The 22741-nt window shown below is 48.9% G+C and carries 23 protein-coding genes; 14 read left to right on the forward strand and 9 right to left on the reverse strand.

Going from position 1 to position 22741, the window contains the following annotated elements; translation table 11 throughout:
• Positions 1-6: 6 nt before the first annotated feature.
• Complete coding sequence (locus tag IE064_RS00950; RefSeq protein WP_189615620.1) at positions 7-942, reverse strand: DNA ligase; 936 nt, start codon at positions 940-942, stop codon at positions 7-9.
• Positions 943-1126: 184 nt separating this feature from the next.
• On the opposite strand from IE064_RS00950, the gene IE064_RS00955 reads away from it, so the two are divergent.
• Entirely contained in the window at positions 1127-1507 is a 381-nt protein-coding gene (locus tag IE064_RS00955) for a diacylglycerol kinase (protein WP_189615622.1), read from the forward strand.
• A 12-nt stretch (positions 1508-1519) separates the two neighbouring features.
• On the opposite strand, the gene hdfR is transcribed toward IE064_RS00955, so the two are convergent.
• Entirely contained in the window at positions 1520-2365 is an 846-nt protein-coding gene (gene hdfR / locus IE064_RS00960; protein WP_133037554.1) for an HTH-type transcriptional regulator HdfR, read from the reverse strand.
• Positions 2366-2474: 109 nt separating this feature from the next.
• Here hdfR and IE064_RS00965 point away from each other — a divergent pair, with 109 nt between their 5' ends.
• Positions 2475-2909: a MaoP family protein gene (locus IE064_RS00965; protein WP_229799821.1), complete on the forward strand. Its 435-nt coding sequence runs from the start codon at positions 2475-2477 to the stop codon at positions 2907-2909.
• Positions 2910-2974: 65 nt separating this feature from the next.
• Here IE064_RS00965 and IE064_RS00970 read toward each other — a convergent pair whose 3' ends face one another.
• Positions 2975-4534 (reverse strand): M28 family metallopeptidase, encoded by a 1560-nt coding sequence (locus IE064_RS00970; protein WP_229799833.1) that lies wholly within the window; start codon positions 4532-4534, stop codon positions 2975-2977.
• A gap of 182 nt (positions 4535-4716) precedes the next feature.
• Here IE064_RS00970 and IE064_RS00975 point away from each other — a divergent pair, with 182 nt between their 5' ends.
• Positions 4717-5742, forward strand: a complete 1026-nt coding sequence (locus tag IE064_RS00975; RefSeq protein WP_189615626.1) for a diguanylate cyclase domain-containing protein — start codon at positions 4717-4719, stop codon at positions 5740-5742.
• A 19-nt stretch (positions 5743-5761) separates the two neighbouring features.
• Here IE064_RS00975 and IE064_RS00980 read toward each other — a convergent pair whose 3' ends face one another.
• The 4 genes from IE064_RS00980 to pdsO form a co-directional block, all read right to left on the reverse strand.
• Positions 5762-6964, reverse strand: coding sequence for a 1-acyl-sn-glycerol-3-phosphate acyltransferase (locus IE064_RS00980; RefSeq protein WP_189615628.1), 1203 nt, complete (start codon positions 6962-6964; stop codon positions 5762-5764).
• Between the two features lie 440 nt (positions 6965-7404).
• Positions 7405-7965, reverse strand: a complete 561-nt coding sequence (locus IE064_RS00985; protein WP_229799834.1) for a class GN sortase — start codon at positions 7963-7965, stop codon at positions 7405-7407.
• Between the two features lie 80 nt (positions 7966-8045).
• Positions 8046-10247, reverse strand: a complete 2202-nt coding sequence (locus IE064_RS00990; protein WP_189615630.1) for a marine proteobacterial sortase target protein — start codon at positions 10245-10247, stop codon at positions 8046-8048.
• A gap of 15 nt (positions 10248-10262) precedes the next feature.
• Positions 10263-10997, reverse strand: coding sequence for a sortase-associated OmpA-like protein PdsO (pdsO, locus tag IE064_RS00995; RefSeq protein ID WP_189615632.1), 735 nt, complete (start codon positions 10995-10997; stop codon positions 10263-10265).
• Between the two features lie 207 nt (positions 10998-11204).
• On the opposite strand from pdsO, the gene pdsR reads away from it, so the two are divergent.
• The 4 genes from pdsR to IE064_RS01015 all read left to right on the forward strand — a co-directional run bounded on the left by pdsR (position 11205) and on the right by IE064_RS01015 (position 15826).
• Complete coding sequence (gene pdsR / locus IE064_RS01000) at positions 11205-11897, forward strand: proteobacterial dedicated sortase system response regulator (RefSeq protein WP_189615634.1); 693 nt, start codon at positions 11205-11207, stop codon at positions 11895-11897.
• Positions 11894-14059: a proteobacterial dedicated sortase system histidine kinase gene (gene pdsS, locus IE064_RS01005; RefSeq protein ID WP_229799822.1), complete on the forward strand. Its 2166-nt coding sequence runs from the start codon at positions 11894-11896 to the stop codon at positions 14057-14059. The genes pdsR and pdsS overlap by 4 nt, the downstream gene beginning before the upstream one ends.
• A gap of 123 nt (positions 14060-14182) precedes the next feature.
• Entirely contained in the window at positions 14183-15361 is a 1179-nt protein-coding gene (locus tag IE064_RS01010; protein ID WP_189615636.1) for a cystathionine beta-lyase, read from the forward strand.
• 195 nt (positions 15362-15556) lie between these two features.
• Positions 15557-15826: a YihD family protein gene (locus IE064_RS01015; RefSeq protein WP_133037563.1), complete on the forward strand. Its 270-nt coding sequence runs from the start codon at positions 15557-15559 to the stop codon at positions 15824-15826.
• A gap of 267 nt (positions 15827-16093) precedes the next feature.
• On the opposite strand, the gene IE064_RS01020 is transcribed toward IE064_RS01015, so the two are convergent.
• Positions 16094-17068 carry an integron integrase gene (locus IE064_RS01020; protein ID WP_189615638.1) on the reverse strand — a complete coding sequence of 325 codons (975 nt, stop codon included), beginning with the start codon at positions 17066-17068 and terminating at the stop codon, positions 16094-16096.
• A gap of 257 nt (positions 17069-17325) precedes the next feature.
• Between IE064_RS01020 and IE064_RS01025 the strand changes: the two genes are divergently transcribed.
• From IE064_RS01025 to IE064_RS01055, 7 genes are all read left to right on the forward strand, one after another.
• The gene (locus IE064_RS01025; protein ID WP_189615640.1) at positions 17326-17631 is read left to right on the forward strand and encodes a DUF3892 domain-containing protein; all 306 of its coding nucleotides are present in this window, start codon (positions 17326-17328) and stop codon (positions 17629-17631) included.
• Positions 17632-17752: 121 nt separating this feature from the next.
• Complete coding sequence (locus tag IE064_RS01030) at positions 17753-18205, forward strand: hypothetical protein (protein ID WP_189615642.1); 453 nt, start codon at positions 17753-17755, stop codon at positions 18203-18205.
• Positions 18198-18623: a DUF2489 domain-containing protein gene (locus IE064_RS01035; RefSeq protein ID WP_229799823.1), complete on the forward strand. Its 426-nt coding sequence runs from the start codon at positions 18198-18200 to the stop codon at positions 18621-18623. The genes IE064_RS01030 and IE064_RS01035 overlap by 8 nt, the downstream gene beginning before the upstream one ends.
• Positions 18624-18732: 109 nt before the next feature.
• Complete coding sequence (locus IE064_RS01040; protein WP_189615646.1) at positions 18733-19380, forward strand: S1 family peptidase; 648 nt, start codon at positions 18733-18735, stop codon at positions 19378-19380.
• Entirely contained in the window at positions 19380-19796 is a 417-nt protein-coding gene (locus IE064_RS01045; protein ID WP_189615648.1) for a hypothetical protein, read from the forward strand. The genes IE064_RS01040 and IE064_RS01045 overlap by 1 nt, the downstream gene beginning before the upstream one ends.
• Positions 19797-19925: 129 nt before the next feature.
• Positions 19926-20753, forward strand: coding sequence for a TIR domain-containing protein (locus tag IE064_RS01050; protein ID WP_189615650.1), 828 nt, complete (start codon positions 19926-19928; stop codon positions 20751-20753).
• A gap of 85 nt (positions 20754-20838) precedes the next feature.
• Positions 20839-21159, forward strand: a complete 321-nt coding sequence (locus IE064_RS01055; RefSeq protein WP_189615652.1) for a hypothetical protein — start codon at positions 20839-20841, stop codon at positions 21157-21159.
• A gap of 340 nt (positions 21160-21499) precedes the next feature.
• Here IE064_RS01055 and IE064_RS01060 read toward each other — a convergent pair whose 3' ends face one another.
• Positions 21500-22627 carry an IS110 family RNA-guided transposase gene (locus tag IE064_RS01060; RefSeq protein WP_189615655.1) on the reverse strand — a complete coding sequence of 376 codons (1128 nt, stop codon included), beginning with the start codon at positions 22625-22627 and terminating at the stop codon, positions 21500-21502.
• Positions 22628-22741: the final 114 nt, after the last annotated feature.

Consider the following 22741-nt stretch of genomic DNA (forward strand, 5'->3'; position numbering starts at 1 on the left):
TATCTTTCACCAAGGTTCCGTTTCAGTGGTTGGATTGGTTGGCGGTGTACCAGTATTGGCCGCGGGAACAGTCGCTGTTTCATGGGTTAATTGATAGTCAGATCTCAGTCGAAGGAATCTGGCAAACCTGGGTTTACCTTTACTGGTTAACCCCGAGTACGCAAAAGTGACCCAACTACCGATAGCCGGAGGATTAGCGCGTTCAGCATCGCTAAAGCCGCTGCCGAGACGAAATTGCACACCAGTTGCTGTCTCCACCAGTAATGCCCCCATCATGCCTTGGTATTTGCCCTTACCTGGCAGCACCGCCAGCACCTGCGCCTCATCATCCAGCACCGCTTTGAGTTTAAACAGATTATCACTGCGACCACTGGTATACAGCGCATTGCGGCGATGCAGCATCAAACCTTCGCCACCGCGGGCCAGAACCTCTTTCAACCAACGCTGTAACTCAGCATTATCCGCAATGTCACGCTGCGGGATCACCGTAAGGTAAGGTGTAAACTCAGAAAATGCGACAAACTGCTGGTAACGCTCTGAAAAACCGCCAGCAATGGTGGGCGCATCAAACAGATACAGTTTGATGGCACGCCAAGCTTCATCGTTGCCCTTGCTTCTAGCGGCGGCAGAGACCGCCTCAAAACTGCCGTAACCACCCCATAATTCGCCTTCTAACGGCTGTGGTGGAAATCCTTGGGTAAACCATTCTGGTGCATTAATCACCAATCCCGAACGACTCAGCAGCCGCGAGCCGTCCCAGCGCGCCCTGACGCCATCCAATTTTTCACTGACTAAAAAAGCACGGATATCGTCCTGCGACTGCCAGACTTTAGCAAGTTCCGGCGCAGGCATAGTGGCGGCCACAACCAGAGGTATCACTAGCCATCCGGCTATTATGCCAAGCAGTATTGCGAATTTTGTTGCTGAGATAATTAAGCGCATTGTCGGCCTCCATGCCTGAATGGGTATTGTGACAGTCTAGCGTATCACCCCGCAGAGAGGTAAATCATCGCTGACACTTTCCCTAGCGGCAACAGATGGTATACTGTCGCGGTTTTTTCGCCGCAACCCAGTAAATGACTGTGATTGTGGGGTATTTCCTCTAGTTTGGGCCCATATCGAGATTATGAAACCAGCCAATAACCACGGGATTAAGCGAATTTTTCGTGCAACCGGTTTTTCCATGCAGGGACTTAAATCAGCTTGGGTGCATGAAGCCGCATTCCGTCAGGAAGCAATCCTGGCGCTGCTCATGCTGCCATTTGCCTTATGGGTAAACGTACCTACTGTTGAAAAGCTTTGGCTGATCCTAACAGTATTTATTGTGCTGATCGTCGAATTGCTGAACTCCGCCGTGGAAGCGGTGGTGGATCGCATCGGCGATGAATATCATCCGCTCAGCGGCCAAGCCAAAGACATTGCCTCAGCCGCGGTCTTTATGAGTCTGTGCCTATGTGGTGTCACTTGGTTGGTTATCTTGTGGCCTTTGCTAAAGGCCGCAATGTAAAGGCGTTCCGCATCATATCTGCGCTTTCAAATAATTGACTGCCTGTATAATCTGCGGCAGACGATCGTTGCCGGTCAGATAAGAGACATAAACATTACGACGGATAGTGTCAGTAGCTGGCACCCAATGCAGTTGTCCTTTATCAATATAAGGTTGCACCATTTTCTGAGGCAGAAAAGCACTGCCGCCATTATTCAATAGGAAGTCCAGTGCAATTCTAGCTGAGCCGGTATGCAGCACTGGCAACGGCAGCTCAGTAAAATCACGCGCATGTTGAATATTAAAGGCGGTGCCCCAGTCAACTTTGATGTATTGCTGTTGCAGCACTTCCGCTAATGAGTTGATGGCAATATTACTCACCAGCCCCAACACCACTTCGCCCACCTGCAGTAACTCAAACTCTTCCAGTTTGGGGGGATCAAATGAAATCGCCAGATCTAAGGTGCGTTCCATCAGTTGCCGAGTCATCACCGACTGATTTTGCACTTCGGTGCGTAATGCTACCCCGGAAAGTCCCTTATGCAGCCCTTGCAGATAGTCTTGCAGGTAAGCGTCCCAAATATTAGGGGCCGCACCAATTGCCAGTTGTACAGATTGTACCTGGCTCAACGACACATCTTGCTTGGCGCGCTCCCACGCCAGCAACACCGCTTCTGCATGCACCAGCATACGTTCACCGGCAGGTGTGGGCTGAATGTTATTCCGCTGCCGTTCAAACAGCTCCACCCCCAGAATCATCTCCAGTTGTTTAACGCGAAAGGAAACAGCACTCCGAGTCAGGTAGAGATTTTCAGCGGCTTTGCCAAAATGACGCGTGTGTGAGACTTCCAGAAAAGTCTTAAGCAGATCGGTATCCATAAAAATTCTTTATCAAACAAGACAAATTTTTTTGATTTATAAATCAATCATACTAGCCAATACTCTGCTTGCAAATCTCTGTCACCGGTAATTTTGCAAGGATATGACCATGTTAACTACGACTTCTTCATCATCGTCAGTGCCACAGAACAATGCCGTGAGCTTTTCCTCGACACGCCGTTTCTATGATGATGCTAACTTTCCCAAAGGTTTCCGTCGTTGTGGGGATTTTACCCAAAAAGAAGCCGAGCTGCTTGAGGCACATGGCGTTGCCATGAAATCACTGGCAGATGGCAGTCTATTGCCCCGCACCATTGATGAACAACGTTTTGTTGATGTCGTCAAGGGATTGCAGGCAGCATCCAGCCCGATGGAAAAACTCTGGATAAAATACACCACGTTGGCGCAAGGACGGCCGTTTTATGCGGTTGTTGGCACCAATCTGGTTCGGCCATCTGAAGCCGACGTATATCTGGATTTGTTGGACACCGATTCCGATGTTGCTGACGAAGATGAGGAACCCCAAGCGGAAGAAAAGGCCTGATCTTTCGCTTAGCTGACTCAGAATAAGGGAGGCGTTACGCCTCCCTTATGTTATTACCGCAAGCGTTACAGCCCATCCTGCGCGCGACGCTTTTTAAAATCTGACGCTTCTAGCCATCTAGGCCAGTCATCGCTATTGGCCAGTTTGTCGAGGATATCACTCATTAAATCCAGATCCTGCGCTACACCGCCTAAGTTCCAGTTAGGATCGTAACGGTCTGCGGGCTGGTGATATTTATGGGCAATATAATCTGGGTCAGTATCACCAAGACTGAGAAACAGCAATCCCGGCACCCCTTCTTTTGCTAATGCAAAATGATCTGAGCGGAACATCAGACCATTCTGCGGTCTGGGATCAGCTTTGACTTCACGCCCCTGCGCTTTGGCGGCATCGGCAAGATAACCTTCCAACTCAGAAACGCCCTCGCCGTAGCGCAACACGTAGTGGGTGGGCTTGCCAACATTCATGCCATCAATATTGAGAAAGGCCACCAATTGTTTAGTAGGAACTGGTGGATGCTCAGCAAAATACTGCGCGCCCAATAAACCGTTTTCCTCTGCAGTAAAACTGGCAAATAGAATGGAGCGTTTAGGCGCAGCCTTACCTTGTAAGCCTTTAAAGTGACGCGCTAACGCCAACACACCAGCGACTCCAGAAGCGTTATCAACCGCACCGTGGTAGATGGCTTCTTTGCCATCAACTATAGCCTTGCCCAGATGATCCCAATGAGCATGCATCACCAGCCATTCATCTGGCTGCGTTGTGCCTGGCAATAATCCAGCAACGTTATGGGAAGTGGCCAATTCGATGTGATTGTTGATAGTCAGATTAGCCTGCAACGGCAACGTAACCGCTTTAAAACCCTTTTTTACGGCAGTCAGCTTTAACTGGTCGTAGTCCAATCCTGCCGCCTTAAAAATCTGCTGCGCCACATTGTGCTGGATCCAGCCCATGACGCCGATATGCGAGAGATTTTTCTGGTCATCGACCAAGGTGTATTTGCTGTTGGTGTTGCTGCTCTCTACCACGTTCCAGCCATAGGCGGCAGGCGCAGTTTCATGCACGATAAACACCGCCTTAGCCCCCTGCCGCGCGGCTTCCTCATATTTATATGTCCAGCGGCCATAATAGGTCATGGCGTTGCCTTTAAACACCTGCGGGTCTTGAGTAGCAAAGCCAGGGTCATTCACCAGCACAATAACGGTTTTGCCTTTGACATCAACACCGGCATAGTCATTCCAGCCGTATTCCGGCGCGTTAATCCCATAGCCGACGAAGACCACATCGCTATTAGCCAACTGCACCTGCGGCACTACCTGCTCAGTACGTGCGGTAAAATCACGACCATTGGTAAACGTCAGACCACCGACCCGCAATTGCATCTGCTGATCCGCCGTGATTTTGGCCATCGGCACATCCTGTACGTAACTGTCACCGAATCCGGGCTTCAACCCTATTTCGCGAAACGATTTTTCCAGATAACTGATGGTGAGCTTTTCGCCTTCAGACAAGGGGCCACGCCCTTCAAACTTATCACTGGCAAGCGTTTTAACATCCTGCCGATAGGTGGGTGCATCAAAGTGAAAAGTGGCGGCATTGACAGCTGGCAAGCATAAGATGCCCAGCAAACCGACCAGATGTGAGGGTTTCACTACTTATTCCTTACTTTCGATATTTTTCCGTTGGATTTTCATTGTAACAGCGAATAAGCTGCCGACAATCTTAACCTCGGGCAACCTACTGTAAAATTGTAATAAGTTGCTCGCAACGTGTTAACATGTCGGCATAACCATCGGCGGCAACCTCAATGACCCAGTCACTACTGCAGCAAGCGGCAAAATATCTGAAAAAAGCACTACCGTTGATGCTTAAATATCAGATACCGACTACGCCCACCAACTATACGTTGTGGTACACCTATGTCAGCGAACAGAACTCGCAACTCAATTCACAGCTTGATGAAGTGATAGCGCAATACCAAACCTGTCCGCCCACCACCGCAGAAGTGCTGTACCAGCAGCATATCGGCGATCCGAAGGACCTTGACGTACATAATCTACGACAGAATATGGAAGCGATGACCACGGAACTGTCGCAATCGCTGCGTGATACCAGTATCGATACTGATTCGTTCCGCAACAAACTGGAAGCAAACTTTGGTAAGCTGAGTCTGTTAGAGCAAGAGGCCATCAGTCTGGAGCAGGTGATGGACATGGTGCGGAATCTGGTACAAGACTCGGATGACATTATCAACAGTACCGCCTACTTTACCCACCAGTTGGATAAAGCCCAGCAAGAAATCGAAGCATTGCGGCAACGGCTGTCAGCGGCAGAACACGATGTCATGTATGATGCCCTAACCGGTTGTTTTAACCGTCGCGCCTTTAATCTGGATCTGAACGCGCTGCTGCAACAATCGCCGGAAGGCACCTGTTTAATCCTCAGCGATATCGATCATTTCAAAGAGTTTAACGATACCTACGGCCATGTGTTGGGCGATCAAGTATTAAAAGCGGTATCCAAGCGAATGCAAGATAGTTGTCGTGACGGTATCAAACTGTACCGTTTTGGCGGTGAGGAATTTGCCATTATTGTGCCAAAAAGTCGGCAGCGCATTGCCAGACAGCTCGCTGAATCGATGCGACGCTCTCTGGAAAAAGTAACCGTGCGGGATAGAAAGCAACACGCCAGTGTGGGTAATATCAGTGCCAGTTTCGGTGTCAGTGAGTGGCAGCCCAAAGATTCAACTGCCAGTCTGATTGAACGTACTGATCAACTTTTGTATGAAGCCAAACGTCTGGGACGTAACCGGGTGATGCCCATAAACGGCTGACCTGACGCAAGTCCCAAGTTTAATTTACTGCATTGGCCGATGACAATGGCGCTTCCTGTTCACTCGGTATGGCCTGTGGCACTTCACGTTGTTTGTTCAAAACCGGGTTAGCATACATCGCCAGAAAAATTTGTTGTTGGTCACTGGCAATCGACTGCAGCCGCCGCTGAAATTGCGCGGTCTGTTGCTGGCAATCCGTTAAAGCAACCATATCCTTTGCCGTATAGTCTTTGCCTGTCATTTGCTGATACGCCAGCAGATTACTGGGATACAAGCGGTAATTTTGCCAGATCTGGCGGTCTATCTCGGCCGCTACCGCCTCAGCGTTGGCGTAATCGCCCTGTAAAGGCTCGCCAAAAGCCAGATGTACATGCCCTTTGAAACCAGCAATCCCGGCGGCGATGCTGGCAATATCCTCATGGGCCTGTTTGCGATATTCCCCCGTCTGACACAAGCTGAACAACTCTTGGGTTTTAGCGGCATCACAAGGATCCCACTCATAGGAGATAGCCACCGGCACAATGTTAAGCTCGCGGATATAGTCGGCATATTCCTGTGTTTTAGGGCGATTTAACGTCAACATCGAGATAATCGCGGCATTAGTGCAGTCGTTACCATCTTTTGCCCGCCCTTCTCGTTGCGCTAACCACACATGGCTATGCTCCTGCTGCAACGAATGCTGAATAAAAGCCGATAATTGCTTTGATGCTTTGAGTTTTTCCCTTGGGCTAGTTGCTGAACGTTTCACAATAAAGCTCTTGTTCAAGCGCATCAAATCCGCCACATACGGCTTGGTGAGCAGATTATCCCCAATAGCAATCCGCACGGTTTGTTGGCCGTACTGATACAACGCCATATTCACGAATGCCGGATCTAGCGCAATATCTCGATGATTGCTGATAAAAAGGTACGCCTTATCGGTTGGTAATCGGTCAAACCCTGAAACCGATAGTTCAGTGACAGTGGCATCCATCATTCGCTGCATGTAGCGGGCAACCACCAATTGCACCTCTGTCACAGAGGTTAATTGTCCTAGCTGCCGCCGCAGATGGCGGCGCACCGCCCAAGCCATTACAGCGGGTAGCCAGCGGGACAATCGAGGGAAACGCCAACGAGCCAGAACTAGGCTCAGATCGGGACTGTCCATGATTCGCGCCAGAACCTCAGACACCTCGCCATCATGGTACGGGCGAATGTCATCAAAGCAGCAGTTGTCAGTCATTGCAGAAGTTACGCCTAAGCCTTTGTTCGTGAAGGTAATGCCAAAACAGTGGCGACCAGAATAAAACCGCCAAGATACCGGAAAGTATCTTCAAATTCTATATCACCGGCCACAAAGCATTAGGAACGAACGGTCACCTATGAGCTCACTGCAGCTATATTGGTATTCCAAAGCTCTTGCAACTAAATAAGTAGCGTCGACACGCATAACCCCATCCATGAGGCTCCACCGCGTCATCCCTGACGCGGAGGGTAGACTTATCGGAATAACCTCTATTCCTCGGGTGACACGCAATTAGGAACAGCTATTTAGGTGGCTATCATCAGCCAGAGCGTTAACGTTTTAGCCGCTGGTATATTGAGATTCACCACGACAAGGAACACGCCCGTAGCATCAACAGCTACAGCGACTCTTTTTGATTTTCCCGACAAAACGCTATGTCAGGCAGAATGCTGCAAAGGTATGAATTCTTCCGCTTCCACTAAAAAACGTAATTCCGCACCGCCCGTTAAGGCATTAAAGGGGTAACAGGTCACCAACGTCAACAGCGATTCGTCGCCATTGGCCAACCACTGGGTTTGTGACTCATGGACGATACGGGTAGCTCGGATTCGGTAAAAATGTGTGTCACCGTTCATCGTCTGCAACCGCACTATCTGTCCGCGCCGAGCATAAGCTAACACCGCAAAATGGGTATCTCGATGCCCAGCAATCACGGTATTTCCCAGTTCCCCAGGCTTCGCGCCGCCCATCATCTGCGCTGGGCCAAAAGCCAGATTGCGACCACTGGCCCCCGCCAATACATATAACGGCGGATTGTCACCAATCCATAATTTGGCCACAGGGTGAGTATCAGCCCAGAACCAGGGTTTGTGTGATTGCCCATCCTGCAAACTTTTATTCCAGGCATCCTCAATCAGGTACTGGGCAAACATTGCCTTAGCCTGCATATATCCTCCTTTTGCTACCAACACCAGTCCCGACAATAACAGCAGTATCATTGCCAGACTGACGCACAACGGCTTAATCTCGGCTGACCAATCACACACAAATAATGGGCGACAAATATTGGTAAATGACATCAGCAACTCCTTGTCGCTGCAAACTGCCGTTTCCAGATCCCCAGCAACATTGCGACAATAAGCAACAATGTTCCCATCAGTAGCCGTAGACGGCTGTTGGTGGCGGTTTGTGGCATGTTGCCCGGCGCTTGCCAACCGGCGGGATTCATATTGGCTACTTCGCCTACAGCATTGTGCTGAGGATCGGTATTGACTGGCGTGATGTCCACCGCCACCAAGCTGGTATAACTACTCACCAGATGGTAGGTCAGTGCCAATGCTGTGACTTGTTTAGCGGTGCGCTCAGCATTGTCACTGCTGCGGGCTAATTCCAGCGAAGCTATCTGTTGCCTTGCCCACAATAGATCCAGTCCGCGTTTTTCAGTGTCAGCTTGCAACAACACCTGTTGCTGCCAAAACTGGCCTTGCAAATTGCCCGAAACAATCAACGCCTTTTGCTCGGCACTGCGCTCACGCAAACTGAGTAACATCGGCTCGCCCATATACAGATCGGGAATATGCGCCGGCCAATAGTCTGGCACCGTACCATCGGCATAATGCAACTGCACATCGGTGAGCACTGGCGCAGCAATTTTGTTGAGTAACGATACCGTCTGCTGTTCCACTTGCTGCATGTTGCCGATATAGGTGAAAGTGCCCCGCCCCAATTCCGCCGCGCGTCGCATAAAATGACTGTTGGGAGCGCTGCCAATACCGATGGTAAACAGTCGATTATTTCCCAAGCGGTCACGGATCAGCGTAAACAGCTGATCTTCATTACCCACCGCGCCATCGGTCATGAAGATCACTTGTCGCAATGCCGCATCAGACTCATTCGCCACGGTATCACCTGTGAATGGCAACGCCAGTTGCAGTGCTTTGGCCATCTCGGTACCGCCATTAGCCTCCAAACTGCGCACAAACTGCTGCGCTAGGCCAATATTGTGTGCGGTCACCGGTAACGCCTGGGGGGCTAATGGCTGCACATCTGAGCTAAATGCCAGAATGTTGAAACTGTCCTGAGGCTTAAGACCTGACAGCGCATAAAGCACGGCACTTTTGGCTTGAGCCATCGCGTCGCCAGCCATCGAACCCGAAGTGTCGATCACTAAAATCAGTTCTCTGGGGTTGTCTGTCTGCGGTTTGACGGCCGGAGGCATCATCATAAGCAGGCTGTAGCGGCTGGTGTCAGGCGCATCATGATTGTCAGAGCTGTGGTTGTAGGTCTGCCCTAACTGGCTGTATAGCGCCGCGGTGGGGGCATTAGCGGCCTGCGGTTGCCAGTCCAGTACAAAGTCCCGATCTGGCAAAGCGTTCGACAGTGTAATGACCATGCTGCCATCATCCTGAGGCTGCTGTTGGATCTGATGGCTGGCAGAACTCACCGAAGCCAACGGCAGACCGGCATCCAGTACGATGTTAATGCTGGTACGGTTGGCACTGGCCTGTTCTTGTCGCAATGCCGTGTTATCCACCATGAGTGTTTGCAGCGATAACACCTCTGGCAATTTTGCTGCGGATGTCAGCATAGCTGCCGGAATATAGCGTGGCGTCAGCGTCATCGGGAATCGCAGGTTAAACTGACCATCCCGATAATCCAGCGCCTGCTGATAACTAAAACGGATCTCCAGCGTTTGTCCCGGTCCCAGATTTGCTACTTCGGCGGTAAACAGATTTGGCCGCTGCTGACTCAGCAAGCTAGCGCGCTTGCCGTCAGCTTTCGCCTGTTCATAGAGCTGCCGCGCCTCTTTTCTGGGTTTGATCTGCCCTGCTATCAGCCGCTCGCCTATTTTCATCTGCAAGCTGTCCACCGCCGCATTTTCGGGCAATGGGAATAGATAGCGGCCATTGAGCCACTGCTCACTATGATTGGTGTAATGCTGGGTAACGGTAACCCTGTTGGTCAGCCCAGACACCTGCATATTCACATCGGTTTTCAAACCCGGCGCAATATTATTGTTGGTGTTATCCCCTTGCCACTCCAGCGTCCCCGCCCCCGGCCATTCGGGGTTAAGCACCATATCTTCAGGGCTCTGTGTAGATGCAATAGCAGATACCGATGTCAACAAATTAAACAGCAACACCGCTAACAGCAACAGACCGCAGCCTTGCAGCAGGTCGAATAGCCAATCAGGCCACCACTGATGATTGGGCGCTAATGCCACCGCACAATCATCGCCCGTGGTCGTTGCCGCCAAAGAGGCGGAAAATTCCTTTTTCATTGGCGCATCCTCGGCTTATTGCTGATTATTGGCAGCTAATGCCGCATCGGGATTTTGCAGGCGCAGTGTCACCCGACGGTCAAAGAAATCGCCTTCCAGACTTTCTTTTTGACTCAGTGGGGCACTGGCACCATAAGCACTCGCGGTTAGACGCTCACCATCTACACCTTGCTGAATAAGAAAATCACGTACCGCTTGTACTCGCTGTTCCGATAACTGTTGGTTGAATTCTGCAGAACCTCGGCGATCCGCATAGCCAGAAAGATCCAATGTCAGTTCCGGTGCCAGGCTCATGGCATAAGCAATGTCTTTCAACTGCGCGGCAAAATGTGGTTCAATTTCTGCGGTGCCAGTGCGAAACTGCACGTTCATACCAACGGTCAACTCTTCCAGTTTGGAGACCCTTGCCGCCTGCAATGTTTTCAGTTGCCGCTGTGCTTCGGTGTATTGTGCTTGTAACTGTTCCAGTGACTGTTGTTTTTGAGTAAGCGCGGTGATTTGTATTGCCTGAGTCTCTAACGTTTGTTGCTGCGCTTGGATGTATTTGTCATCGCCAACACTTTTTCCCACCAAACTGCCACTGAACGCACCAACTATCGCGCCCACTGGTCCACCAATCACCGCGCCCAAAACCATACCGCCGCCAAAACCAACGGCGGCTTCGGTTTGATTGTCCTGACGTTCCTGAGCCATCGCGGGCAGCGTCATGAGTGAAGAGATCACTAAAGCAGAGATAATGTGCTGTTTCATTTCACGGTTTCCTTGTTGTAAACGTTAATGTGTTGAGGTGTCGATGGAGTCATTAAACCGGAGTGAAATGGCAGTGAAAGGGAGCAAAAGTGGCAGTTCGGCGATCAATTGTGGCAACAAAATGGCATTTGCCTACAGGCGCTTTTTTATCAGGCAATTTGTTGTATAGTCACGGCTAATCACTCAGAACAAGAGATTTCCGCGCATATGAAACGCATCGCTATCGTGGAGGATGAAGCCGCCATTCGTGAGAACTATAAGGACGTATTACAGAATCAGGGCTATAACGTGCAAGGTTATGCGAACCGCGCTGAGGCGATGTTAGCGTTCAATACTCGGTTGCCAGATCTGGCCATTATTGATATTGGGCTGGAGCATGAAATTGATGGTGGTTTTACCCTGTGTCAGGCGTTGCGGGCCATGTCCGGGACTCTGCCAATTATCTTCCTGACGGCGCGCGACAGCGATTTTGATACGGTATGTGGGCTGCGACTCGGAGCCGATGACTACCTCAGCAAAGATGTGAGTTTTCCCCACTTGCTAGCACGGTTAGCAGCGCTATTCCGCCGTAGCGATTTGGCTGACAACAGCAATTCCAGCGAATCATTAATGGAACGTGGGCATCTGTCCATTGATGCCAACCGCATTCAGGTGTGTTGGAAAAACACGCCGATTGAACTCACGGTTACCGAATTCTGGATGGTGCATGCCTTAGCCAAACATCCCGGCCATGTACGCAGTCGTGGCGATCTAATGCAGGAAGCCAAGATCTATGTAGATGACAGTACCATCACCTCTCACGTTAAACGTATCCGCAAAAAGTTTCTGGCGCTGGACCCAGAATTTGACTGCATCGATACGGTATATGGCATGGGTTATCGTTGGGATAGTCACGCGTGAAGATACCGGTTTATCATCCGCCCATTGGGCTACGCAGCAAAACTCTGGTGCTGTCGCTATTTCTGTTAGGCTTGCCTTGGCTCGGTTATCAGTACGTCTGGGAGATGGAAAAGTACTTGCGCCACGGCCAAGAAAAGACCCTCGAAGGCACCACACAGGCATTAGCTACCGCATTACACGAACGGCCAAAGCTGTTTGATTCCCAAGCAAGTTTTCTCAAACAAGTGGAAAAAGGTCGCGATCTTTACGCGTATCCGCTGCAAGGCCCCATTCAACTGGACGGCAAGCTGGATGACTGGGAGCAATACCGCAGTAAGTCTATGGAATATGGCGATGGTTACCGCCTATTTCTGGCACAGAACAGCGACTCCAAGCTGTCTTTCCGTCATATGGTCGGTAAATACAGCGGCTATCTTTATGGCTTTTTTGAAGTCACCGATCCGCATGTAGTTTACCGCGGCCGTAATAGCTTAGCCGTTGATCGTAATGATTATCTGGATATTGCCACCCAAGCCCAGGATGGCAGCTTTCACCGCTATGTGGTGGCCAACATGAAAGACGGCTGGCTCAGCAGTTATGAACTGCCTGCCGATGCCAGCCTCAGTTCTCCCGCCACGCCAGAAAATCGTATCCAGGGACAATGGCGCAAGACCGAACAAGGTTACAACATTGAACTGCGTATGCCGCTGGAGATGGTGGGCAGTAAATTGGGATTTGCCATTCACGATGTCAATGACAGCAAGACTCGCAAGCTAGAAGCGATTGTTGGCACGTCCGCCACCGATAGCGTCGATCGGCTCGGTACTGTGTTAGTTCCGTCACCTGAAATTGAAAACATCATTAAAGGCATGAGCCATAACAGTTCACGCATCTGGGTCGTTGATACCCATGGGCGGGTGTTGGCAAAATCTGGCGACATTCGCAATAGTAATGGTGTTTGGGGCGAAGTAGACGACGAACCCGAAACCTTTTGGAGCCGTCTACAAAAACAGTATCTCAACCCCATCTACTACAAAATATTGACCCGCCCACCCAACGATTTCATTGACGCCTTGCAGGACTCAACCGAACTGCAAGGCAGTCAAATTCAGCAAGCGTTGGCGGGCAAATTAGCCTCCACTTGGCGTTTGACGCCCGACAGCAAAGCGGTGGTGTTATCCGCCGCCAGCCCAATCTGGATAGACAACAAGGTAATGGGCGCGGTAGTGGCTGAAGAAACCACCCACGGCATTCGTACCTTGCGTAACCGGGCACTGGAAAAACTGTTCAATATCATTCTGATCGTGATGAGTGTCGGCACTCTGTCATTGTTCTTTTTTGCCTCTAGCATCTCCAGCCGCATCCGTAAACTTAGGGATCAGGCCGAAAAGGCCATTGATAGCCAGGGGCGCGTGCGCGATACCATTCCGTCTTCAGCGGTTCGCGATGAAATTGGCGATCTGTCACGCAGCTTTGCCAATATCGTGTCACGGCTCGGACAATATACGCATTACTTAGAAAACATGTCGTCGCGGTTATCCCATGAGCTGCGCACGCCGGTTGCCGTGGTACGTAGCTCGCTGGAGCATCTCAGCCTGCAACCCATCGACAACGATGCCATGAAATATGTTGACCGGGCACAGGAAGGGGTAAAACGGTTGTCGTTGATCCTTGCCAATATGAGTGAAGCCACGCGCCTGGAAGAATCACTTAACAATAGCGACGCCGACCAATTTCCGTTGACTAAAGTGGTCAGTGGCTGTGTGGCGGGTTATCAAATGACCTATCCGCAGCAACATTTCACTTTAAAACAACCAGATGAACCGCTGATGATGCTCGGCGTGCCAGAATACATTGCTCAGTTACTGGATAAACTTATCAGTAACGCACTGGAATTTCATAGCCCAGAAACGCCTATCAATCTGGTGCTGCGTACTCAGGCAAAACAGGCCATTCTCACCGTGGAAAACAAAGGACCACTGCTACCAGAAAACATGAGTGAGCAGATTTTCGAGTCCATGGTATCCGTGCGGCCAGCCGGGGCTCAGGAAAAACCCCATCTGGGGCTGGGATTGTATATTGCGCGGCTGATTGCGGCGTTTCATGGTGGCACCATAAAAGCCGCCAACTTGGGCGATGGTTCCGGCGTAATGTTTACCCTGACCCTGCCCTTACCGGGCTAACATGAACAACTCTCAGCCACGCAGTGCTTCTCAACAGCGATTTCAGTGTTAAGATGCCTACTTCCCTAAATATTGGGGAAACTGTTGACCATTCAGAATGCCAAGCCGTGCAAGAGCCCAATAATGAAAAGAGCGACAAAAATTGTTTCCCTCGGACGGGATAAAAAATGGACCAAAGGTGTTATTAATCCGCCGGTCGTCCGCGCCTCAACCGTTGTGTTTGAAAGTCTGGAACATCTCGCCAAAGCCGCCGAGGGTCGTGGCAAAGGTGAACTGTTTTATGGCCGTCGAGGCACCGACACCCACTTCGCCCTGCAAGCCGCAATCGCTGAACTTGAAGGCGGTGTGGGTACCGCGCTCTACCCTTCCGGTGCTGCCGCCATTAGCGGCGCGCTGTTATCTTTTCTAAAAAGTGGTGACCATCTGCTGATGGTTGACAGCGTCTATGAACCTACCCGCGACCTCTGTGACAAACTGCTGGCCGGGCTGGGCATTACGACCACCTACTACGACCCGATGATAGGCGCTGGCATTGCTGAGCTGATACAGCCGAACACTAAAGTGCTGTATTTGGAATCTCCCGGTTCTATCACCATGGAAGTTCAGGATGTGCCAACACTATGCCAAATAGCCCATCAACATGGGCTGGTTGCAATGCTGGACAACACGTGGTCATCGCCCATCAATTGCCGTCCATTTGAATTAGGCGTTGATATCTCGATTCAAGCTGCCACCAAATATATTGTTGGCCATTCCGATGTAATGATGGGGACCGCCACCGCTAATGAACAGCATTGGGAACAGCTACGGGAAAACAGCTATCTGCTTGGCCAGTGTGTTTCAGCCGACGATGCCTACCTAGCACTGCGCGGTCTACGGACATTGGGCGTACGCATGGCGCAGCAAGAGAAAAATGCGTTAACGATTGCCCATTGGCTAGAAACTCGTCCAGAAGTAGATCATATCCGCCACCCCGCTTTTCCCTCCTGCCCCGGTCATGAGTTTTTCAAACGTGACTATCTCGGCAGTAACGGCCTGTTTTCGTTTGTATTGAAAACCGGCGATCGCCAAGCGATGAAGGCTTTTGTCGAAGGCATGGAACATTTCAAGATGGGCTTTTCTTGGGGCGGCTATGAAAGCCTAATTGTTGCTGAATTTGGCATCGATAAAATTCGCACAGTGACCCAGTGGGACAGCAGTAAACCGATGTTCCGGCTACATATTGGTCTGGAAGACACCGAGGATCTGATTGCTGATCTACAAGCCGCGTTTACTCGCTATCACGCAGCGCTGGGCGCATGAGCGCAATCATCTTATAAATACACAGTAGAATTAACCAATGGGTACCCCTTCGTGTTGCTCATTGGTTATTAGCGCTAAACCTTATTGGCTTAATCCTTAATTCTGAGTCACATCACTCCACACTCACCCATTCCGCTTTGCAGAGGCGACTATCACTGCTATGTTGATGGTCATGCCGCCACCAAGGATAATGTAATGAATTGCCATCGTATCAACGAATTATTGGAACTGCTGACCCCAGTCTGGCAAAAATCGCCAGACCTGAGTTTACTGCAATTATTGGCACAGCTGGCGCAAGAAGCGGGTTATAAAGGCGAGCTTCAGGATTTATCCGATGATGTATTGATTTATCACCTCAAAATGCGTGAAACCGATAAAAATCAGCCAATCCCCGGATTGCAGAAAGACTATGTGGAGGACTTTAAAACTGCGATCCTACGCGCCAGAGGTATGCTTGATGAGTAACTGCAATGGGATCGCTCAAGTTATAACGCATCCGTTCGTGGGGCTCTCGCCGCTCACTGACTTAGTATGGGATAGCTCATCATGAGGCTAACATTCACAGCTATCGTATGTGCATCATCGACATTCCGCATTCCCATAAATGCCACTTGTTCATGGCCATTATCTGCAGTAAATTGTTATCAATAAGTAAAGGACGCCAACAATTACAATTATCAAGGATGGATATTGCAATATCTCACCCGTGCGGTAGCTATACATAACAGTTTGTTAGAAATTAAGTTCTAGCCCGTCTAGCGGACTTTTCACACTGTTAGCTCCTCGCGATAAAACATGGGTGTAAATCTGCGTAGTTCGAATATCGGCATGACCGAGCTGTTCTTGTACAGTACGGATGTCTGCTCCCGACTCCAGTAAATGTGTGGCAAAAGAGTGCCGCAATGTGTGTGGCGAAACATGTTTCTGAATGCCCACTCGTTTAGCCGTGGCGGATATGGTGCGTTGTATCTGTTTTTCATTAATATGATGGCGTCGAACGAGTCCAGACTCTGGATCTACCGCTAATTTTGCTGAGGGGAATAGATACTGCCAAGCAAGTGAGCGACTCTGACTTTGGTATTTATCACGCAAACGGTGTGGCATCCATACGCCGGCCCAATCTCGATGAATGATGTCATGTTGTAGATATTGAACCACAGTTTCAATCTGTTGCTTTAAGGAAGATAACTGGCTTTGTGGCAAGGTTACCGTGCGATGTTTACCACCTTTACTGTTCCAAATGCGGATACATTGATAATCCAGATCGATATCCTTTACACGTAGTCTTACGGCCTCCATCAGCCGCAGACCACTGCCATACAGCAGCGAAATACATAACTTGTGTTGGAGTGCAACCTGCTGCAACACAAGGCTAATCTCAGATTTCGTCAATACAGTGGGTAATTTCATCTGGCGAGTACTTTTGACAAATGCGAGTTGCAATGACAATGGCTTATTTAAAAAATCTCGGTACAGATACACCAATGCATTCAGCGCGGTGGCCTGAGATTTAACCGCCATATTTCGCTCATTGGCTAAGTAGGATAGAAATTGTTCGACTTCCGCATTATGTAACCCACTAGGATGCCGCATCTGGTGATATCGAATAAAGACCGCGACCCAATACTGGTAGCCTTGTACTGTTCGTTTGGCATATCGGCGCGTGGTCATATGTTCGGCAAATGCCTGTAAAAATGGTGATGTCATAGCAACCTTCGACACTGTATTTATAAACAGTATTACCCATATGTCGCAAAATGGGCAAATTTTAGACACTTCGGGGTATTTTGACGTACGAAAGATTGTTCAAAAAATGAAAATATTTTTATATATCAAAAGAATGTCAGTAAGATCTTATTTATGTAAATTCACGAATTTGGACAAAATGTCGGAATTAAACACGACATTTTGTCGTCTAATACACTGTTAAGCTTCAAACCGAATACAACCAAGGAGAAAGGTACATGGCAAAGTGGGCAGATTATCTTATTTCAGCTGTACGGTATAACTCAGATCATACCCATATTGATCAGGTTAGAGCTCATGAAGATACAGGAGACTCAGTTGGTGAGGGCAAAGTGTACGCTCGCCAAACAATCGTCGACGCAATAAAAAATGGAACCACATTCGTTACGATCTACAAAAATAGTTCAGGAAATTATGACAAAGGGCAAAAAGTTTACGTCATAACTGTAAAAGGGGTTGGCTATTTAAAAACGGTGGATAACGGCAAGGAAGAAGATAATCTAGAGAATTTACCAGAATTCTAAAAAAGCTTAACAAGGCCAAGCACAGGCGCCCAATGCAAAAAAACGCATTGGGCTGGACCTAGCTTCGCTCGGCCCGTGTTGGCGGCGTTAGGTAATATTAAAACTAAACCAAGGAGAAACGATGTACTTTTGGAAAATTAATAAACTAAAAGAGGACTTTATTGCTGGGAATGTATCTGAGAAAAGCATGCTCAAATACTTAGTCGCCTACACAATATTTGTAGGTTTGGCCATGATTCCCTTCAGTGAGACGAATGAATTTGATTTATTTTCAGCATTACTTCTTATTCCTGTTTCGGTGATAGGTCTTCTATACGCATATTCCAGCAATGGCGGTGACTCAGGAACTAATTTCCTCGCCAAGTATTTTGCTATTGGGTGGGTCGTCACTGTTAGGCTTCTGGTTGTTATTCTTCCTTTGGCCGTAGTTACTGGAATTGTGATGACGAGCGTTGGCTTTGACATTCCTGAAGGAACTACTATGTGGGATGTACTGATTACTACTGTTATTACGGCTTTCTATTTTTGGCGTATCGCTGTTCATATTGGTCAAACTGCAACCGTCAATGCCTAACAAACAAAGGCACAATCGCCCGCAAAAAGCGCGGCTGGACGCTCACTGCGTTCGCGCCTGTGCTTTGGGCGTTAAGCACCCTATGAAAATGAGCCACGAAGAATACGTCGAGAAAAAGAGGGCAAGAGTTCACGAGCTTGCCTCGGGCATGCTTGATGGGTCTATTCATTATCTTGAAGGAGTAGTTGAATTAGCCTCACTTCGATTCGAAGTTGAGGTATCAGAAGACGATCAAGATTTTTTAGCATTCACAGCTGTCGCTTCTGAAATTGATCATCTGCCAATAGGTGCACCTAGGCAATATTGGTCAAAAGAGGCTCTTGAACGCGATGAACCAGAAATTCAAGAATCAATAAAATGGGCAAAGGAATTCTCGTTGGCTCAATGTAAATCACTGTCGGAGAGGTTCAGTGCTTAACAAGGCCAAGCAGCATCGCTCCCTTTGGTCGCTGGACCTCAAACCCGCTACGCGGTTTTTCGGCCGCTGTTGGCAACGTTAGCTTGCAAAATCAAACCATGGAGAACGCATGCAGATTTTCACACAAATAGTAGTAGTGATAGGACGAGTCGGAACAAATGGCATATCTATGCTTGGTACAGGATTCTTTGTAAAGAATAATGGATTGATAGCTACTACTAGACATGTGGTTGGAGACTCAGAGCAAGGTCTAGTAATTCTGGCGCCCCACATCAACGATATTAATGCGTTTCAAGATACCTCTGACACAAGCTGTCAGGCTATGCCAGTAAAAATACAAGAAATTGATCCGGTCAAGGATCTCGCAATCCTAAAAGTTGACGCTCAATTTAATGGGCAGCTACCAACAATAGGAAGTTTTGATGAGGTAGAGGTTTCGGAATCCGTGGGTATTTTTGGTTTTCCGCATTGCGTTGAGGGACGTCGCGTATTGACCTTCCAAAGAGCCGAGATAGGCTCAAAGGTGTTACTTGAATCTACTGGCATTAAAAGTAAATATGCTGTTATTAATACTCAAGCACGCCCAGGACAGTCTGGCTCTCTAATTTTCTCCCCTAAACTGCAAAAAATCGTTGGAATGCTTAATGGTGCATACGCTCCAGAGGGAGCTGGAATTTCTCTTGGTGGAATTAATCCAAGAGAGTTGCATCAAACGACCCAATGTATATCAGCTGAATACATAAAGGAGATGATCTAATGAACATCGAAGACTCTCCTCTTGATGAATGGATTGACACTCTTAAGCCGTATCAGAAATCTACAATCAGAGCGCTTACCAATCAGTGCAGCGAAGAAGAAACAGCGAAAAAATGGCTTTCTGCACAAGGGCCAAGCTCTACAGTAGGATTTGGCGGTGTGTCTAATCCCGAACCATTCTTCGACCGTTTCATGGAGGAATTTCGCAAGTTTATCTGTGGTGATGAGGCTTATGAAGATTTTCGTAAACAACTTGGCGCAGAGTCGCCTGTTGTTAAAACAATCTATGTGAGCGTTATATCAACTGCACTTGGCGCTACGCTAGGCTATACAGCCACGTTACTTGCGCCTGCTGTAGCTGTGTTGCTGCACCTAGTTGGGAAAATGGGGGTTAACGCATGGTGCGCAGCAAGCTAACAATGCCGTAAACTCGGACGCATTTTTCGTTCGCTGCGCTCACTACAAATGCGCCGGTTACGGCTAACGTTAGCCATAATCCACAGAAGTTAGCCGCCGTCGAAACTAGCTAAATTAAAGCGAGACAATATGTATTACCACGCAATAGTAGAAACCACAGACAAGAACAAAAAGGGTGATTACGAACGCTGTTATGAACTGGATTGCGAAAATCTTGACGATATTATTGATCTTATTGTTCGACCGTATTCACAAAGCGAACAAATTTACGTCAACGGCAGGCACATAAACCGCCAGAATATTAGGTCACTAAAAATAAAGTCATCTGACAGGTCATTAGCAGAGTTGCGCGACATCGCCCAGAGCCAAGTAAGCCCGAACGTATTTTATGTGCACACAGCGATAACTGTTGTGAATAACGATAGATACGTCCATGACATCACAAAAGAAGCTCTTAGATCCGTAGGTGAAATCTTAAAGCCAAGCACCTCGTCTGAAAAATCAATCCGAGCAGATAAAAACAAGGTTTTTATTGTGCATGGCAGGGATGATCATGCAAAAACAGAGGTGGCGCGCTTTGTTGAAAAACTAGGTTTTAGTGCAATTATTCTCCATGAGCAGGCGAGTTCCGGAAAAACAATAATTGAGAAAATTGAGGCCCATACAAACGTCGGCTTTGCCATTGTATTGTATACGCCCTGCGATATTGGATGCATTGCTGGGGAGAGCAGTACCAAGCCACGAGCCCGACAAAATGTTGTATTCGAGCATGGCTACCTGATCGGAAAATTAGGTCGCTCGAACGTTTGCGCTTTAGTAAAAGGTGATGTTGAAACTCCAAACGACATCAGCGGCGTTGTCTATGTCCAGCTTGACGGCAACGGTGGATGGCGCTTTGCTGTAGCCAAAGAAATGTTAAATTCTGGATATGTTGTTGACATGAACAACGCACTCTAGGCTAACAATGCGTTCCAGCGGACTGTCAAAAGCTCCGCTTTTGCCATCCGCTGAACTCAAACGTTATATTTTTCGGAGAGTTTAAGTGCACGATTTCGTTGGTAAGTGGTGTATCACTTGGATGTCAAACTGGGGTCAAGACTATGTAGATTTAGTTGAACCCGGTTACTTTGAATTTACTGATGACGGCTTAGGGGAATTTGTTTTCGGTGCGGTAAAAGGCTGGGTTGATGCCCGTGTATCTACACGCTTACCCTATATGGAGTTTTCATGGCAAGGTGAATGTGAAGGCGATGATCTGTGTGGTCGTGGAAAAATCGAGTTCACAACTCCTTTTAAAGGCGAAGGCGAAATATTCATTCATAACGGCGACGAATCAGAGTTCGTCATTGAAAGAAAAATATAACAAGCGCCTTAAACAACACGGCCTGCGGCCGCTGGACTCGCAACAAGTTGCTCGCCGTTTAGGCGGGCGTTGATATGATTCCCATTGTCAAATAGATAAGAGTGTCCTTACCGGAGACCCAAAAATCTCCGGTAAGGACACTCTGACAGTCGGACTTTGGCGAGTAAGTGTCGGCGGTTGACCTTGCTGATATCCGCGAGTTTGGTTATTCGCATTACTTGTGTTCGCCGCAGGAGCCTTGCCTCAGTCTAGGAGCGCGGATGTGACCGCTTAACGCCCTCGAGGGTTGCTCGCACCGCTGCCGCCGTCCGGCGCTGCCAGAGTGATTTTTAAATGTAATTCAGTACGCTTGTTGTGGCATATCGGCATCAAAACCTTGGGCTAAATCCCAAATGTAACCTGTCAGTTCGCGAGCCACAGCGGTAACGACTTTATTGTATTCTTTGCCTCTTGCTTTTAAGGTATGAAAACGTCGACATAGGCGCTGCTGGATTTCCCATGAGCGAGTTTGCAGTTTGATAGAGTGCTCTTGTTGGCGACTTTCCAATTCCCTTGAGACCCGAGCAGGGAAACGATAGGCCCAGGCCGATTCAATAAGGATGCGTCTGGCGTGGCTATTGCCGCACTTAGTGATGCCACCACGCCGTTCCCGCTGACCACTGGAGTGTTCGCTGGGTGTCAAACCGACAAAGTTCATCAGTGAACGCGGAGAAGCAAAGCGTCTGAGGTCACCCAGTTCCGCCAATAGGGTCATAGCGGATAAGAAACGTACTCCACGCAGTACCGTCAGACGTTGCACCAGTGGGTACCAACGCCAGCTTTCGGCCAGGCTTTGCAGTTCCAATTCCAGCCGTTGCAAGCGCTCATAGCGCTCGGTAACGATATGAATGTAATGCTGAAAGGTGATTTTAGTAGCACTTTGCGGAAAGTTGATATCAGCCAGGTGGCGTCGATAGGCCTCGGTCCAGTTTTGCCGACCTGTGCAGGGATGACCATGACGCAGCAGAAAGGATTTCAGCCGTTGCCGTGCCTGGCGCAAATCGAGCATGGCATCTTCCCGGCAGCGGATAAGGTCGCGGATAGCTTCATCCCGCTCATCCGGAACATAAATAGAGTGCAAATCGCCGCTACGCGCTAACCTGGCCAATGTCATGGCATCGCGTTTATCGGTTTTGACCCGGTCGCCCGGAGCTTTGGGGATGAGTGCCGGTGCTACCACCCAGCATTCAATGCCACGGCGCAACAGATGACGATAGAGCCAGAAGCCGCAGGGCCCGGCCTCATAGATAACACAGAGCTTGCTGGTCTTGGCTATTTGATTCTTAATGAGTTTATCGAATGAACGCAGGTTGGTTGGGATTGTGCCATGGTAATGCACAGTCTCAGCAGACTTATCAGAAACCCAGGCCACGTCAGTGGTCTCCTTGTGTACGTCCAACCCGATAAAAAGTGTGTTAGCTTTAGACATGTCGGCCTCCTGTGATTGTTTGCCTATTGGATCAACAAACAGTGTGGTTCTGGTTTAACTAATCCACGAGAAAACACGGAGGCCGACACCTGCTCAGGGAATCATTATGTCTAG

Source organism: Shewanella fodinae, from assembly GCF_014651955.1.
GTDB classification, from domain to species: domain Bacteria; phylum Pseudomonadota; class Gammaproteobacteria; order Enterobacterales; family Shewanellaceae; genus Shewanella; species Shewanella fodinae.

Coding starts and splice junctions, on each gene's coding strand:
- IE064_RS00950 (WP_189615620.1), bottom strand. CDS start 942: ATGCGCTTAATTATCTCAGCAACAAAATTCGCAATACTGCTTGGCATA.
- IE064_RS00955 (WP_189615622.1), top strand. CDS start 1,127: ATGAAACCAGCCAATAACCACGGGATTAAGCGAATTTTTCGTGCAACC.
- hdfR (WP_133037554.1), bottom strand. CDS start 2,365: ATGGATACCGATCTGCTTAAGACTTTTCTGGAAGTCTCACACACGCGT.
- IE064_RS00965 (WP_229799821.1), top strand. CDS start 2,475: ATGTTAACTACGACTTCTTCATCATCGTCAGTGCCACAGAACAATGCC.
- IE064_RS00975 (WP_189615626.1), top strand. CDS start 4,717: ATGACCCAGTCACTACTGCAGCAAGCGGCAAAATATCTGAAAAAAGCA.
- IE064_RS00980 (WP_189615628.1), bottom strand. CDS start 6,964: ATGACTGACAACTGCTGCTTTGATGACATTCGCCCGTACCATGATGGC.
- IE064_RS00985 (WP_229799834.1), bottom strand. CDS start 7,965: ATGATACTGCTGTTATTGTCGGGACTGGTGTTGGTAGCAAAAGGAGGA.
- IE064_RS00990 (WP_189615630.1), bottom strand. CDS start 10,247: ATGAAAAAGGAATTTTCCGCCTCTTTGGCGGCAACGACCACGGGCGAT.
- pdsO (WP_189615632.1), bottom strand. CDS start 10,997: ATGAAACAGCACATTATCTCTGCTTTAGTGATCTCTTCACTCATGACG.
- pdsR (WP_189615634.1), top strand. CDS start 11,205: ATGAAACGCATCGCTATCGTGGAGGATGAAGCCGCCATTCGTGAGAAC.
- IE064_RS01010 (WP_189615636.1), top strand. CDS start 14,183: ATGAAAAGAGCGACAAAAATTGTTTCCCTCGGACGGGATAAAAAATGG.
- IE064_RS01015 (WP_133037563.1), top strand. CDS start 15,557: ATGAATTGCCATCGTATCAACGAATTATTGGAACTGCTGACCCCAGTC.
- IE064_RS01020 (WP_189615638.1), bottom strand. CDS start 17,068: ATGACATCACCATTTTTACAGGCATTTGCCGAACATATGACCACGCGC.
- IE064_RS01025 (WP_189615640.1), top strand. CDS start 17,326: ATGGCAAAGTGGGCAGATTATCTTATTTCAGCTGTACGGTATAACTCA.
- IE064_RS01030 (WP_189615642.1), top strand. CDS start 17,753: ATGTACTTTTGGAAAATTAATAAACTAAAAGAGGACTTTATTGCTGGG.
- IE064_RS01035 (WP_229799823.1), top strand. CDS start 18,198: ATGCCTAACAAACAAAGGCACAATCGCCCGCAAAAAGCGCGGCTGGAC.
- IE064_RS01040 (WP_189615646.1), top strand. CDS start 18,733: ATGCAGATTTTCACACAAATAGTAGTAGTGATAGGACGAGTCGGAACA.
- IE064_RS01045 (WP_189615648.1), top strand. CDS start 19,380: ATGAACATCGAAGACTCTCCTCTTGATGAATGGATTGACACTCTTAAG.
- IE064_RS01050 (WP_189615650.1), top strand. CDS start 19,926: ATGTATTACCACGCAATAGTAGAAACCACAGACAAGAACAAAAAGGGT.
- IE064_RS01060 (WP_189615655.1), bottom strand. CDS start 22,627: ATGTCTAAAGCTAACACACTTTTTATCGGGTTGGACGTACACAAGGAG.